At 30.4% G+C, this 16341-nt stretch carries 10 protein-coding genes and 1 riboswitch; of the genes, 5 read left to right on the top strand and 5 right to left on the bottom strand.

Annotation, left to right across the window (positions count from 1 at the left end):
- Positions 1–243 precede the first annotated feature (243 nt).
- The 4 genes from Ccar_RS05425 (at position 244) to Ccar_RS05410 (ending at position 7701) form a co-directional block, all read left to right on the top strand.
- Complete coding sequence (locus Ccar_RS05425) at positions 244–1203, top strand: tRNA dihydrouridine synthase (RefSeq protein ID WP_053075332.1); 960 nt, start codon at positions 244–246, stop codon at positions 1201–1203.
- Positions 1179–5234: a leucine-rich repeat domain-containing protein gene (locus Ccar_RS05420; RefSeq protein ID WP_007060738.1), complete on the top strand. Its 4056-nt coding sequence runs from the start codon at positions 1179–1181 to the stop codon at positions 5232–5234. Before Ccar_RS05425 ends, Ccar_RS05420 begins: the two co-directional genes overlap by 25 nt.
- On the top strand, positions 5231–6307 hold the full coding sequence (locus Ccar_RS05415; RefSeq protein ID WP_007060739.1) for an aldo/keto reductase: 1077 nt from the start codon (positions 5231–5233) through the stop codon (positions 6305–6307). Before Ccar_RS05420 ends, Ccar_RS05415 begins: the two co-directional genes overlap by 4 nt.
- 224 nt (positions 6308–6531) lie before the next feature.
- Positions 6532–7701, top strand: a complete 1170-nt coding sequence (locus tag Ccar_RS05410) for a hypothetical protein (RefSeq protein WP_007060740.1) — start codon at positions 6532–6534, stop codon at positions 7699–7701.
- Between the two features lie 50 nt (positions 7702–7751).
- On the opposite strand, the gene Ccar_RS05405 is transcribed toward Ccar_RS05410, so the two are convergent.
- Positions 7752–9992, bottom strand: coding sequence for an ATP-binding cassette domain-containing protein (locus Ccar_RS05405; protein ID WP_007060741.1), 2241 nt, complete (start codon positions 9990–9992; stop codon positions 7752–7754).
- 240 nt (positions 9993–10232) lie between these two features.
- Here Ccar_RS05405 and Ccar_RS26980 point away from each other — a divergent pair, with 240 nt between their 5' ends.
- A complete protein-coding gene (locus tag Ccar_RS26980; protein ID WP_007060742.1) occupies positions 10233–10373 on the top strand; it encodes a hypothetical protein in 141 nt (46 codons plus the stop codon).
- A gap of 764 nt (positions 10374–11137) precedes the next feature.
- Here the strand turns inward: Ccar_RS26980 and Ccar_RS05400 are convergent.
- The 4 genes from Ccar_RS05400 to Ccar_RS05385 form a co-directional block, all read right to left on the bottom strand.
- Positions 11138–11863: a DUF1287 domain-containing protein gene (locus tag Ccar_RS05400; protein ID WP_007060743.1), complete on the bottom strand. Its 726-nt coding sequence runs from the start codon at positions 11861–11863 to the stop codon at positions 11138–11140.
- A gap of 10 nt (positions 11864–11873) precedes the next feature.
- Entirely contained in the window at positions 11874–12692 is an 819-nt protein-coding gene (locus tag Ccar_RS05395; RefSeq protein ID WP_007060744.1) for a sulfurtransferase, read from the bottom strand.
- A 106-nt stretch (positions 12693–12798) separates the two neighbouring features.
- Positions 12799–14124 carry an ABC transporter ATP-binding protein gene (locus Ccar_RS05390; RefSeq protein WP_007060745.1) on the bottom strand — a complete coding sequence of 442 codons (1326 nt, stop codon included), beginning with the start codon at positions 14122–14124 and terminating at the stop codon, positions 12799–12801.
- Positions 14125–14136: 12 nt separating this feature from the next.
- Positions 14137–15861 carry an ABC transporter permease gene (locus Ccar_RS05385; protein WP_007060746.1) on the bottom strand — a complete coding sequence of 575 codons (1725 nt, stop codon included), beginning with the start codon at positions 15859–15861 and terminating at the stop codon, positions 14137–14139.
- Positions 15862–16091: 230 nt separating this feature from the next.
- Positions 16092–16257: riboswitch (M-box (ykoK) riboswitch) on the bottom strand.
- Positions 16258–16341: the final 84 nt, after the last annotated feature.

The raw sequence follows: 16341 nt of genomic DNA, 5'->3' as shown, positions 1-16341 counted from the left end.
TTACATAATAATTATTACAATATATATAATTATACATTATTAAATGGTAAGATTACAACTATTAAAAAATTCCCCAAAAAATTTTCAAAGAAATTTTTCCATTAATTTTGTGATAAAATATTAATTGCCTAAAAAGCAAAAACTATGAAACAAAATTCCTATGAGATGAAAATAAAAAGTATAAGTATTAACATTTTATAAAAAATAAATAAGTAAATATATTCATAAGGGAGATAGTAGCACTTGGAGATAAAAGAATTAAGAATTGGAAACATGACTATACCCTGCAATGTTCTTCTAGCACCACTTGCTGGGTACACCTGCTATCCTTTTAGGATTTTGTGCAGTGAACTAGGCGCAGGACTATGCTATACAGAAATGGTAAATTGCAATGCACTTAAATATAAGGATAAAGCGACACAGAAACTACTTTTTACAACACCAGAAGAAAAAATAAAAGCTGCCCAGTTAATAGGTTCTGACCCAAGAATAATGGAGAAAATGGCAAGAAGTGATTACTTTTCAAAATTTGATATAATAGACATTAATATGGGGTGTCCAGTGCCAAATGTATTTAAAAGTGGCCAAGGCAGTGCACTGCTTGGAGATCTAAAAAAAGCATCCTCTATAATTAAAGGCTGTAAAAAAAGCGGAAAAGTAATTACTGTTAAATTCCGCGTAGGAATTAAGGAAGATGAAATGATCGCAGCAGAATTTGCAAAAATGTGTGAAGCTTCAGGAGCAGATATGATCACTATACACGGCAGAACTAGAAATATGATGTATCATGGTACTCCTTATTTTGATCAAATAGAACAAGCAAAATCGGTGGTTAGGATACCTGTAATTGCAAATGGTGGTATTTTTTCAAAAGAAGATGCTGATAAAATGATGAAGCTTACAGGAGCAGATGGTGTTATGATTGCAAGATATGCCATTGAAAATCCATTTATATTCAGTGAACTTACACATAAAAAAATTAAAAAGGATAAGCACACCATAATATTTGAACAAATTGATTTGGCAACCAAATGCTATGATGAGACATTTGCAATTTCTTATATCAAAAGACTTGCTTCTTTTTTAATGAGAGGTAAAAAAGGAAATAATAAATATAAAACAGAACTATACAAATCTGGTAATATACCAGAACTTAGAGATATTCTAGAGGAAATTTTTTGCAAAGAGAGAGAGAAAGATTAATGGAAGATAAATTTATTATTCAAAATGGAGTTCTAGAAGCATATACACTTAGAGAAAACTTAGTTGAAGTTCCAAATGAAGTGAAGATAATAGGCAAAGGTGCCTTTAAAGGATGTGTATCTATTGAACAAATTACTCTCCCTGAAACTGTAACAGACATTATGGACGATGCTTTTAAAGGATGTAGAAAATTAAAAAAAATCAACTTTCCTTCAAAGCTTACTCATATAGGAGAATATGCTTTTCATAGATGTCATTCACTGCATAGTGTTAAATTGCCTTCTACAGTTAAATATCTTGAAAGCTGTGCATTTTTATATTGTGATAATCTTGAACAAATTTCTATGCCTGGAGTAACAAAACTTGGCAAGCAAGTTTTTTCAAATGACACAAATTTAAGAGAAATAGAAGTTTCAAATGACTTGAACTTGTCATGCATTTGCGATGTATTTACAGGCTGCAGTAAAATTTCAAAAATAACCTTATCAAATGGAACAACTTACAATATTGAAAGTGTCATTGATATTATATCTTCACATTCTAATATACATCCAGTAATTAAAACAATTGCAGCTGATATATATAGAATGATGAAAATTGAAGATGCTATGCTGTTAAGATTTCTTATAAATGTTAAAGATGTAGAAATACCAAATGGAATAACTACTATTTCTAAAAGTTGTTTTTTTGATAAAAAAGGTATAGTGTCTGTTAAACTACCTAAAACTTTAAAAGATATTGGGAGTAAAGCCTTTAGAAATTGTATCAATTTAGAAAAAGTGGAATTTGCTAGTGAAGATGTAACTATAAATGCAGATGCCTTCAAAAACTGTACGACATTAAAATATATCACATTATCTAATGGAAACACCTATGAACTTAAAGGGCTTCCAGATAAATATAATGAAAATTTTCCTGAAATAATACATACAATTCATTCTCAAATACTGAATAACTTTTTTATTAGCGGAACAACCTTAATGCAATATAGGGGAAAGGAAGAAAGAGTAGTAATACCAGAAGGTATAACAGTAATTGGTGAAAAGGCCTTTGCAGGTAATGAGATAATTGGCAGAGTTATTTTACCAGCTTCTATAAAAGAAATTCATGAGGAAGCTTTTGTTGATTGCGTTCTTTTACAAACTATTACACTTCCAGAAGGTCTGGAGTATATTGGTCAATCAGCCTTTGAAAACTGTGTAAAGCTTATACATGTAAAATTGCCAGAATCACTTAATAAGATAGAAAACTCAGTATTTAATAGATGTAAAAATTTAAATGAAGTGCTATTTGGAAGCAATATTAAAGAAATAGCTAGCTTAGCTTTTTATGGATGTAATTCCCTAAAAAATGTACACCTACCAGAAAAACTCATAAGTATAGGTGATATGGCCTTTTATAAATGTGTTTCTTTAAAGGAAATAACGCTTCCAAAATCGTTAGTTAAGCTTGGTAATAATGTTTTTACATATTCAGGTATAAAATCAGCATCAGTAAATTGTGATTTAAAAGAATGTGGAACAGATGTATTTTCAGAATGCAGCAAGCTTAGAAAACTGACTTTTGGTGAAGGGGTTAAGAATATTGGTGACAAATTTGCATTTAAATGTATTTCTCTTAAATATGTAAATCTTCCTTCCACCATTGAGTACATTGGCAGAAATGCCTTTGAAGATAGCATTTATATAAAAGAACTTATGGAAAATACAGCATCTAATATATTTATAGATGGAAGTGAACTTTCAGGAAATATTGTACTTCCTGATGGAATGACTGCCATTGCTGGAGGTGCCTTTTATGGCAATGCAAAAATTACCTCTGTAAACTTCCCTAACTCTCTTGCACAAATTGGTTCAAGAGCTTTTTGTGGATGTACTTCACTTAAAGATATAGTACTTCCTAGTGGTGTAAGCGTACTAGAAGAAGGAGTTTTTTCCTATTGCACTTCATTAGAAAGTGTAAAATCACAAAGCAAAATTAAATATATATCAGATAATGCATTTTATGGGTGCAGTGCTATAAAACAAGTTCCTTCTTCAAATGCCATACATATAGGTAAAAATGCCTTTAATGGTTGTAAAAAGCTTGATAATATACAGCTAAATTGCCAAGACATACAAGCAGATGCTTTTAGAAATACTGCTTTTTTAGATGGCTTAAGGGTTAATTCATCACTTATCATAGTATCAAATACTTTGGTAGACGGTAAATGCTGTACAGGTGATGTTATTGTTCCCGAAGGAATAATAAGCATTTCTCCTTATGCTTTTTCAGGAAACGATAATATAACCAGTATAACACTTCCAGAAAGCCTGAAAATTATAGGTAGTGGAGCATTTAGTGGATGCAAAAGTATAAAGGAACTTGTTCTACCTTCAATAAAATCTATTGAAAAAAAATCCTTTGAAAAGTGTGTATCACTTGCTAAGGTCAGTGGCTGTGCTGAAATTATAGGAGAAGGAGCTTTTTCCTACTGTACAAATTTAGAAGATGTTATACTTAATAAAACAGTATCTTTAAAGCAGGAAGCTTTTTGCGGCTGTGCTGCTCTTAAAACTTGTGAATGCAATGAACTTCAATATATAGGTGATAATTGCTTTAATGAATGTATTGCATTAGAAACTTTTGATTTTTCCAATGTGAAATTCATAGGTGTTAGTGCCTTTTCCAGCTGTAATTCTCTTAAAAATATTTACTTAAACGAAAACACTTATGCTGCTTCCCATGCTTTTGAAGATTGTGCAAACTTAAAAGAAATAATTTTATCAGGTGAAGGCTTGAAATATGGCAGCTATGCTTTTTCAGGTTGTACTGCTATTAATGCAATATATATTGGCAATAGAAAGTATATTACAGATGAGTATTTAGTGATTTTTAAAAGAAATATTCCAGACATAGTAAAATCCATATATAATAGTGCAATGAGCTGCTTTAATATAGATGAAAATCTTTCACTATTTAGATATATAAATAAAGGTTCTTTAATACATATTCCAAAAGGAATTAAAAGAATTGAACGTGAAGTTTTTAAAGATGCAATGAATCTTAAAGAAGTATATATATCTGAAGATGTAGAATATATTGGTGAAAGAGCTTTTTATAATACAATGTGGTTAGAAAAACAAAAGTCTATTACACCTATAGTAATTGTAAATAACATATTAATTGATGCTTCTTCTTGTCATGGTAATGTACTAATTCCAGAGTATGTAAAAATAGTTTCTGGATGGGCTTTTGTTAATTGTTATGATCTTAGAGAAATCACCTTTTCTTCTTCAAAAACAATTATAGAAGAATATGCTTTTAGGAACTGCATTAATTTTAAAAAAGTAACCTTGGCTGATGGAAGAGAATATAGACTAACAAAAATTCAAGATAGAGAAAATGAAATGCTTCCTCAAAATGTAAAACAAATTTTTATGGATTGTTTAAATTGCTTTAAAACGGATGAAAACAATGTTCTTGTGGAATGTACAGGAAATATCAACAATCTGGTTTTGCCAGAAGGCATCACCGATATTTATGATAATGTATTTGAGGATAGTAATTTACTTACACATATAACCTTAACCAAAGATACTGTCACAATTGGTAAAAGTGCCTTTAAAAATTGTAAATGGCTTGTTTCTGTAAAAAATGCAGGTAGTATAAAAAAGATAGAAAAATTTGCATTTTCAGGCTGCTATATATTAGAAAGCATTGAATTTTCTAATAACCTTCAGTATATAGGAATGAGGGCTTTTGAATATTCCTCATTAAAAAATATTCAGATACCAGAAGGTATTACTGAAATTCCAGAAAAAGCATTTTACAGATGCAAAAATTTAAAAAAGGTTTCCCTGCCTTCCACTCTTAAAAATATAGGAAAAGAAGCTTTTGCTTTTTGTTATGAACTAACAGAAATAAATTTTCCAGAAAACCTTGAAAAAATAGATTCAAGAGCCTTTGCCTGGTGCTCAAAAATAGATATTGAACATCTTCCAGAACATGTTTCAGTGAAGGATGATACCTTCAGTTTTAGGGAATCATGAGGTACAGAATTTTAGGCGGTACTGGACTTAAGGTATCCGAAATAGGTTTTGGAACAATTCCTATACTCAGTGGAAATGTTCCTGTACTACCTGACTATTTTAGCCCTGATGAAAAAACTGCCATAAACATAATGAACTATGCCTTTACACTTGGTTGTAACCTTTTTGATACTGCCATAGTTCCTGAATATGGAGATGCAGAAATAAAACTAGGCAAATTTGCAGCTTTAGTAGGAAGAGAAAAAATTATTATATCAGACAAATCTAGATTTTTCAACGGAGATGAAATGTATAATGCAGTTCATGAGTCCTGCAAAAATCTTGGTACCTTTGTAGATATTTATTTTGTACATCAGGTAGATGAAGAAAATGAGGATATTACCTTTGGAAAATATGGTGCTATCGATGCATTAAATGAACTTAAGTCAGAAGGTAAAATTAAATTTACAGGAGTTGCTACTCACTATTATGACATACTGTTAAGAGGTGCAAAAGACAAGAGAGTAGATGTGCTTCAAGGTAGTGGAAACATTCTTGAAAGAGGCATGCTTGATAGAATAGCATTAGAACCTTTATTTAAACAAAAAGGATTCATTTTAAATAAAGTATACGCAGCAGGAATACTTCCAGCCTTCTTCCCTGTTAAAACTCTTTTGTCTGGTGTTCTTTCATATCCTATATCAAGTGCATTAATAGGTATAGGAACTGATGAACAAGTCGATGCAGTAATGCTAAAAGAACCTGAAGATTATAATTGTCCTACTTTTTCACAAGTAATATCAGTGCTTGAAAAGAATTTTGTTCCAATTCCATGTGACAGATGTCAAAAATGCAGATGCATATATGGCACTAAAATACATATAATTTTTAGGCAGTATAATTACTATTTTCTTGGTAAGGATTATTGGGCTCTTAGAAAACTTGATCTCAATATACAGGAAAGTGCTGAACTATGTAAAAAGTGTACAGATATGTCATGTATAAAAAAATGCCCTCAAACAATAAATATACCTGAAACAATGCAAATGATAAAAGAATTGGTAAAAAAACATATTAGGAACTCTATTATATAAATTAAGCAACAGCTTCTTTAACTTCTATTTTTATCTCAATACATATATACTGTATTAAGAACTTAAAAAATATATGTATTGATTTTAAATCTTAGCTATAAGATTTTTATTTGTGATATATACAAATTTTTAGACATATTATAAGTAATTTTTAAGTTTGACACAAATATATATCTACTTTATAATTTAGTAGGTAATTAAAAAGTAAGGAAGCGAAAATTAATATGGCAAACATTATAAAGACTGCAATTATAACTATAATAATATCATTTATATCTGGTTTACTGTTAGAGTATTATAAAAACTTGGCACCTAGAATATTGTGTGCTATAAAAAGTTCTATGCCTGTAAGAATTAGTAATAAAAAACTTTGTGCATATATTGTTAATGTTAGTAATGTATCAAATAAGACAATTCATGATTTAACACTATATATACAAAGTTCTCAAGCTAATTTGAGATTTACAAATGCAAAAATAACAAAGGGTTTAAAATTCGATTCTTCAATAAATAATAACACTTTGGATATATATATTCCTTTTTTAAGTAAGGATGATAAATTTTCGGTTACAGTATATTCCGATAATGAATATAAAATGAATAAGCCAGCTATTATACTAAGATCACCTGAAAATTTTAAACAGATAGAGTCTTTAAAGCAAAATGGATTATTGTATACGCTGTTTAGTATACCTAAAAATATAAGTAATTCAATGTCTAATACGTCGAAAAAAACTGAGCCAATGGCTCCTAATGAAAAAAATGACTTTACAATGATTATGGATAGACCATTAATTGATGAGAGAAACTTAAACAGAGGAAATAGAAAAACACCTTATAAAAATAAAAAACCTAGTAAAAGTAAAAAAGGAATAATAGTTGTTGTTTCTATTGCTTTACTTGTATTTGTTGGAGTTTTAGCAAAATCTTACTTTAAAGGAACACCTAATAATGCATCAAGTTCTAATGAAAAAACTATAGTTCCTTCTCAATCCATCGATGCTAAAAATTCATCTGGAGGATCAACCAAAAATGCAAGTTCAAAAACATCTAATGGAAAGTCAACTGGGAATGCAAACTCAAAGACATCTAATGAAAAAGCAACTGAAAATTCAAAAGCAGCTAATAATGAATCAACTAAAAATGCAGATTTAAAGGCACCTACTGGTGATTCAAGTGGAAATACAGGTTCGAAGGCATCTACAGAAGGGACAAGTAAAAATACAGATTCAAAGGCATCTACTGAAGGAACAACCAAAAATGCAGATTCAAAGGCATCTACTGGTGATTCAAGTGGAAATACAGGTTCAAAAACCTCAACTGGAGGATCAACTGGAAACACAGACCAAAAAACATCTAGTGGAGGATCAACTGGAACTACAACAAGTAATTAACCTATCAAGAAACTTAGCAGATTTGAATGAAATTCAAATCTGCTTATTCTTTAACCAGCTATTTCTTTTCTTAAACATTTAGCAGTAATTGTATTACTTTTCTCTAACATTTCCTTTGGAGTTCCTTCAAATACTACCTGACCACCATTTTTGCCTCCATCTGGTCCTATATCAATAATCCAATCAGCTTGTTTCATAACTTCAATATTATGTTCAATGATAATAACTGTATTTTCCCTATCAACCATTTTTTCAAAAAGCTGCAGCAGTTTATTAATGTCCGAAATGTGCAAACCTGTAGTTGGTTCATCTAGTATATAAATGTTCCCTTTCTTGTTTATATATTTTGCCAGCTTCATGCGCTGCCTTTCACCACCAGATAATGTTTGAAGTGGCTGCCCTAATGTCATATATGATAATCCTACTTCTTTCATTGCCTGTAAAGTCTTTCTTATCTTTTTATCTTCAAAAAATATTAGTGCTTCCTCCACTGTCATAGATAGTACCTCTACTATATTCTTTTCCTTGTATCTGTAAGATAAAGCTTTCTCACCATATCTGCTCCCACTGCATGCTTCACATTCTGTTATAACAGGATCCATAAATACTAACTCAGTTACAATAACACCTTTCCCTTTGCAAACTGGACATGCACCCTTTGAATTGAAACTAAATAACCCTTCATCTACTTCATTTTCACTTGCAAATAGCTTTCGAATTTCATCAAAAAAACCTAAAAATGTAGCTGGCGTAGAACGGTTTGTAGCTGTTATTGGTCCTTGATCTACTTTTATCACATCTTCCTTATATATTTCAGCAAATACTTGAGATATTAAAGTGCTTTTTCCAGAACCTGCCACACCTGTTACCACAGTCATTACATTCTTTGGAATATTAACATTTATATTTTTAAGATTGTGCAATTTTGCATTTTCAATAGGAAAATATCCCTGCACCTTCCTAACTTTTTCCTTAAGGGGTACATTTATTTTCATGGCTTTTGAAGTCAACGTATCTGCCTGCAATAATTCTTTATAACTTCCTTGAAATACAATATTTCCACCTTCTTTTCCCGCACATGGACCTACATCAATTATTTCATCTCCAATAGAAATTACATCTTTGTCATGTTCCACTACAAGCACTGTGTTTCCCTTATCTCTCAATTTTATTAGCAGCTGATTCATTCTATTTACATCCCTTGGATGAAGTCCTGTACTTGGTTCATCAAATATATATGTCATTCCTGTAAGACTACTTCCCATATATCTAACTAACTTAACACGTTGAGCTTCACCCCCTGATAAGGTAGAAGATTCTCTATTTAAATGAAGATAAGGTAATCCTATATCTATCATTCTTTTCAAACCACTACATATAGATTGTACTATTGTAGCCGTTCTTTTATCATCAACAGTTTTAAGTACTCTTAAAAGTTCTATAAATTCCATTTCACACATATCTGCAATGGAATATCCTTTTATTTTACAATTTAACACTTCTTCATTAAGTCGTTTTCCCCTACAGACTGGACATAGTTCTTCTTTTATAAGGTTTTCTGACTTCTTTTTTGTATGTTTACTCATATTGCTGGTATCTCTTTTTAAATATAAACGAGTATAATGATTATATAATCCCTCAATTTGAGGATATTCCTGTTCACTCTTTCCATCTCTTGAACCATACATTAGAAGATTATATTCCTCCTTTGAAAATTCATTAAGAGGCTTTTTCATATCAAATATTCCTGACTCTTTGTACTTCTTCCAATACCAGCTTCCAGGTGCATACAAAGAATCCTTTACACAGCCCTCTATCCATGACTTGCTCTTATCTAGCATGGCTTCCATATCAATTACAGTAACTTTACCAATTCCCGCACACTTTTTACACATACCCTTGGGATCATTAAAAGAAAAATATGATGCAGTTCCAACCTTTGGTATTCCTATTCTTGAAAAAAGCAGTCGTAAGCTTGCATATAAATCTGAAATCGTTCCAACTGTTGAACGTGCATTTCCCCCAAGCCTTGTTTGATCTACAATAACTGATGCTGTAAGGTTATCTATATAATCTGCATGAGGTTTTTCATACTTAGGAAGTCTACCTCTTATAAATGCTGGATAAGTTTCATTCATCTGTCTTTGAGATTCTGCTGCAATTGTGTCAAATACAATGCTTGATTTTCCTGATCCCGAAACACCTGTAAATACCACAATCCTTTCCTTAGGAATACTTATAGATATATTTTTTAAATTATTTTGTCTAAGTCCTTTTAAATGAATATGCATAAAATAATCCTTCTTTCTTAATGTATCTTTTGGGCATTTGAAAGAAAATAACTAGCATAATTACTAGTTATTTTCCATTCATTTAATAAGTATATATTCTCCTGTAACGGGAGAGTCAACACATAATTTTGGATTATATGTAATTTCTTCTAACATACATATTCATAGCTAATATGTAAATCCTATAGTGTATAATGAATATACATTAATAACTTTTATTATTGAAAGGAGTATAAATTTATGAATAGAAATAAAAAAGATAAAAATGTAAAAATGAACAAAGCTATAGAAAATATGGGAAATAGCACTAGTATACATTCCTTAAATACTGATAACAATGCTACTGGCAAAAATAATAATCACAAAACAAATAATAAGTAGTTACTCAATTTTCGCATATACAAAATTTGTACTTAATATAAGCAAAGCATTTTAAAAGTTAAAATAACAAAACAGAAACCAGATTACCTATAATATAAATTAGGTATTCTGGTTTCTATCCTTTTACCAACTCATTTTTCAAATAATACTCACCTTAAACATTTTCCTAAACGTGACATCTAAATTTTTCAATTTAATTTGACTAATTAACTTTGTAACTCAATCCTCACTATAGTAAGAAAAATTTTTATAATACATTTACACTTAACTCTCATTAACTTAAATTTAAAGCTTACTGACTATTTTAATTTTCTTTCTAACCTAAATTCTTAAGACTAAACTCATTGAACTAGAATCCATACTTAACTATTAAATTTCTAAATAAACAAAAGACACATAAGTTTAATTAAACTAAGAACTAAAATATCGAGTTAGAATTTTTTAAAAATAGATTTAACTTGAGATCTTGACTTAAAAATTAATTTAATCACACATTTGGTTAACCTACTGTTTTGGTGGACTCACCCCTTTTCATTTTTATTTACTTTCAGTTTTAAAATACCTACTTGTAAAAACTAAAAGTACATTTTGGTTAATATTTTTTAGTAACTAATTAGTTATCTTGATAATATTATAATGTGATGTATAGTGTTTGTCAATATATTCTTTATATTTTTAATATTCAAATTACATAATCAATAACAAAGCTTTATGGTTTCTGTAATAACCTTTGGAGATACTAGGTGTATCCCCAAAGGTTGTCCTTATTTAGGAAACCTAAAATGACCTGTTATTCTTGGCATCCAATACATAATTTCATCACCTTCTCTAGCATAAGGTGGTGCATTATGTATTATATAGGGAACACCATCCGTCCTTCTTTTATCAGAAACTATAGCTATGTGTTCACTGTGATCAAAAGTTATGATATCTCCTGGCTGCCATTCCTTTAAATTCTTTATATCGTTAGGTTTCAACTCAGTGGTAATACTTGTTGCATATTTTTTAAAATAAACATAAAGATTAGGTACTCTTCTAAAATCTATATTAGGGTCTGGTTTTCCTTCAATTCTTTTATAGTCACCAGGATGATTTCTTATATCCTCATCTACCATATCTTTCAAATTGTATCCTGCATCCTTAAAAGCTCTCCATACTAAATCAGTACATACTCCTTCATTATCTGGTGGATATCCACCTACATAATATTCACTTTTATATTTTACTTTCTTTTCTGCTTCCTTCCTTGCCCCAACAACTATAGCTTCCCGATTTTTTATAACGCTTTTATCTTTATCTGAATTTATTACTGCAATTTCTTTCTTTAATTTTTCATTAATTGTTTCTTGTTTTTTTTCACTAGTTGTACTTTTAGTTTGTACTTCTTTTGTATTTTTACTATAAAATGCGCTTTTCTGAGCCCAAAATTTGAATCCTATAATACTTAAACAAATGAAAATTAAAAATATTATAAAGAACTTTTTTCTCATTTTTTATCTCCTAAATATTTTTCTTATAAGTTATCCAATCACTCCAGCTTCCAACATAAAGTTTTGCTTTTACGTCAATTTCATCTAATGCCAAAAAATTAAAAGCAGCATCTATGCCAGAACCACAATATACTATAACTTCTTTTTTGCCAAATGAATTTTTAAACCTTTCCTTTAAATATGATATATCTTTAATGGTATTATCATCATTTAAGTTGTCTTTCCAATAGTAATTTAGAGCGCCTTTTATATGTCCTGCTATTTTATCTATTGGCTCATTTTTTCCACTATATCTTATTTCCGTTCTTGAATCTATTACCAAAGTTTCAGGATTTAATTTTACTTCATTTATATGTTTCATATTTGTTTTTAAATTTTCATTTATACTTATTTTAAAATCACCTTTTTTTGATACTTCTAACTCATCCGTTGAAATATCATTTTCATCACTTATCCATTTATCTATTCCACCATCTAAAACATAATTACATTGATGTCCTATATGTCTTAGCATCCAGCAAAATCTTGCAGCACCTGCAATTTTATATTCATCATAAGCTACTACTACAGTATCATTATTTATCCCCAAGCCTTCAATTGTGTTTTTAAAATCATCAATTTCAGGCAGCGGATTTCTTCCACCATGTTCACCAGCTGCAGAGGATAATTGCTTACTCAAATTTATAAACTTGGCTCCTTTTAAATGTCCTTGTTCATAAACCCTTCTGCCATAATTTTCATCAAGTAAATCTCCTCTACAATCTACAATTATTAAATTGGCATCTTCAATATGTTTCTTTAACCAATAAGTTGTTACAAAATTTTTCATTTTAGTTCCTCCAATTCACTAATATCCCATCATATCCTGTAAAATACAAAATTTACACTGCTATCTAGATAATTATACCATTTTGTCATTGACCCTTCAAAAATATTTAAATTACTTGTTTTTCCTCTAAATCCAAATAGAGCTCTTCTGAATCATGATCATAAGTAAACAATTCAGCATATCTACCCCAATCAATTATAATATCCATCATTCCTTCAATTTCATGATGTGGAAAATGCTGCTTCAATAACTCCTTAAAAAATTCTTCCTTCATTGTGTGATTTTTTTTATTATTTAATACATTCATTATTAATTGAAATGTAGATATACCCTCTAGCTGTTTTTTAAATAGTTCTTTGCTTTCATCTTTATCTAACTCCACAAATTTTTTACCAAGTTCAGTTATAAAAATATCTCCTTCTTTTACCTCCGCAAAATTAAGCATAGATATGCCCTCTATATTAGGAAGAAGATCATCTATTTCCATCATTAAATTTCCTCCTAGCTGATATATATCCATCTTACCACCGTTATCATCTATAAGTTCAAGTAGACCAGACATCACACCAACATGAGCATCAGGAATTTGAATAGGCTTTTCTCCACCTTCTCCCTTTTCTTTACCTAAATTTACACTTTTGCTTAATTTATTTTCTTCATTATTAGCAGTTTTACCTTGAATTAATAACTTATAAACACTATCAACTATTTTTTCAAATTCAGGTGATTTTCTGTTTCTTGGATGAGGAAGATCTACTTTAATCTCAGCAACCACATGTGCAGGATTTCTGCTGAGCATTACAATTTTGTCTGCCATAAGTACTGCCTCTTCAATACCATGAGTAATCATTATTATACTTTTTATAGGCATCCTTTTTTCCTGCCACAATTCAACTAACTCCGTTCTTAAATTTTCAGCAGTTAAAAAGTCTAATGCTGAAAAAGGTTCATCCAAGCATAAAAGCCTTGGTTCTACTGCTAATGCCCTAGCAAACCCCACCCTTTGCCTCATTCCTCCTGAAAGCTCCTTTGGATACGCCTCCTCAAATCCATCAAGACCTATAAGACTTATAAGTTCTTCAGCTTTTCTTTTTGTATAATCTTTTGGAAATCCCTTAGCCTTAAGACCTAGCTCTACATTTTCACTAACAGTAAGCCATGGATAAAGTGCAAAGGTTTGAAAAACTATAGAAGCATAAGGATTTACTCCAGTTACCTTCTTACCATCAAAAATCACTTCACCACAATCTGGCTTTACTAATCCTGTTATAGTTCTAAGTAGTGTTGATTTGCCTGATCCAGAAGGCCCTAATATAGCTATGAATTCACCTTCATTTATAGTTAAATTTATATCTTCTAAAGTAGGCTTATCTGAGCCACCAAAATATTTTGTAATTCCTTTAACCTTTATAAATTCTTTTACATTTTTCATATTCCCACCCCTTTATAATTCTATTTTAAATTTTTCTTCTGATAATACGTATAATCTCTTCCATAGTGTCTTATTGACACCAACTACTACAACACACATGATGATTGTAGCTATAAGTAACAAAGGATAATTTCCTTTTTCTGTAGCCTCTGATATAAGAGCTCCAAGTCCTACAGTAGACACGGTTCTTCCACCAAAATTAACATATTCAGATACAATGCTTGCATTCCAACATCCACCTGTAGCTGTTACCATTCCTGTTAAAAGATAAGGAAATATAGAAGGAAGTATAAGAACTTTCCACCTTTTCCATCCATTAATACCAAAAGTTTTAGCTGCAGCTTTTAAATCCTCAGGAATAGCCATTGCTCCTGCAATTACATTAAATAATATGTACCACTGAGTTCCCATTAACATTAAAATCACTGATGCAATATTGAGTCCACCAAGCTTATTCATAAAATATATCAAAATCACAGGAAAAAGTGCAGTTGCTGGTATTGATGCTACAACCTGAATAATTGGTTGTAAAACATTTGCTACTTTTTTATTCATACCTATAGCTACTCCTACAGGTACTGTCCATATTAATGCTATAACTTGAGCTGCAGCGACTCTTAAAAATGAGTAACCTACAGATGGAAGTATTCTTCCCCATTCATTTTTTGAAAGCTGCATTAATAATTTAAATGCATTAAAGCCTGAATATAAAAGCACTCCATAAATTAATATTCTTACTATCCATCTAACTATAAAACCTATTCCTATTCCTTTTTCTTTAGTTTTTTCTTTACTGGCAAGTTTCACAACAAATCTATCTATAGCCTCATTTAAATTTTCTGCAATAGGTTCATATATTTTTTTAACTAAAAAGTCAACAATCACCGATCTTCTCAAAAGTGTAAGTACAAATGAATGAGGTGCTTCACCAGATTCAGTAAGCTCCATCTTAAACTTATCTGCCCAAACAGTTACTGGCTTCCAAACTAATTGATCTAAGAGCACAATAACAAATATTAATGCAGCTATACCACAAGCTAATGCTTTCTTATCTCCTTGACTTGCAGCAGTTTGCAAAAAAGATCCTATCCCCTCAAGCCTAAAGTCCTTACCTTTTAATGTAAACATTTCGCAAGCCATAAGAAAGAACCATCCACCTGACCAAGACATCATACTATTCCAAACTAATCCGATAACAGCAAAGGGTACTTCTAGCCTTTTAAATTTCTGCCATTTATTTAATCCAAATACTCCTGAAGCTTCTTCTAAATCTTTAGGCAATATTTTTATAGAATGATAAAAACTAAAGGTCATATTCCATGCTTGTCCAGTGAATATCAATATAATAGAAGATAATTCCAAACCTATATTATGACTAGGGAATAACGCTATTAGTCCCAAAACTACTGCTGGCAAAAATGATAATACGGGTATAGATTGAAGAATATCTAATATTGGCATCATTACCTTCTCTGCCTTTTCATTATGTGCAGCTATGTATCCATATATAAGTGTAAATATCAATGATAAAATATACGCTGCTGTCATTCTGCCAACTGATTTCAAAACATATATTGGAAGATTCCTTATATCTGTTGAAACTTGTATCCCACTAGTATTTACATTTCCTTTTATACCTGGAGCAATTGCCAAATATAATATTGATACAATAACTAAAAATATAATTATATCAAGTACTCCAAGTTTTCTATTTACAACTGTCTTTTCTAATTTCATTCTAATCACTCTCCCTAATTTTTACTCGCTAATCAATAATTATCACCATCCTCAGTACTCATTATAATTACCGCCACCTTTCATATTATGTAATCAAGTCTATGTGAAATTTAATTAAATACTTCATGCCATAATTTTTGTAGAGAAACTGAAAATTCCTATATAAAAATAAAAGAGCCCTAAAAAAGGCTCCCAAAAAAAACTCTAAAGACGAATAAATAAATATTCTTATAAACCATCCTTCGTTGAGCTTTAGCACTATATAGCTTTGAGTTAAACTCAGCTACATTAAGTAAAACCTTAATTCGGTAATACCTGTTGACCCATTGGCATCTCTCGATATTTTTGGGCAGTAGCATGTATCTAATATAGGAGCCTCACCTAACAATCCATATTTAATTTTATTTGAACTTTTGTACCCTTGTAAGTATAAGTTTTTCCACTTAGTTTGTCAATAAAAATAAGCATCTTATTGAATTT

The organism is Clostridium carboxidivorans P7 (assembly GCF_001038625.1).
GTDB lineage: Bacteria > Bacillota > Clostridia > Clostridiales > Clostridiaceae > Clostridium_AM > Clostridium_AM carboxidivorans.
This window is presented reverse-complemented; position numbering and strand designations above follow the sequence as displayed.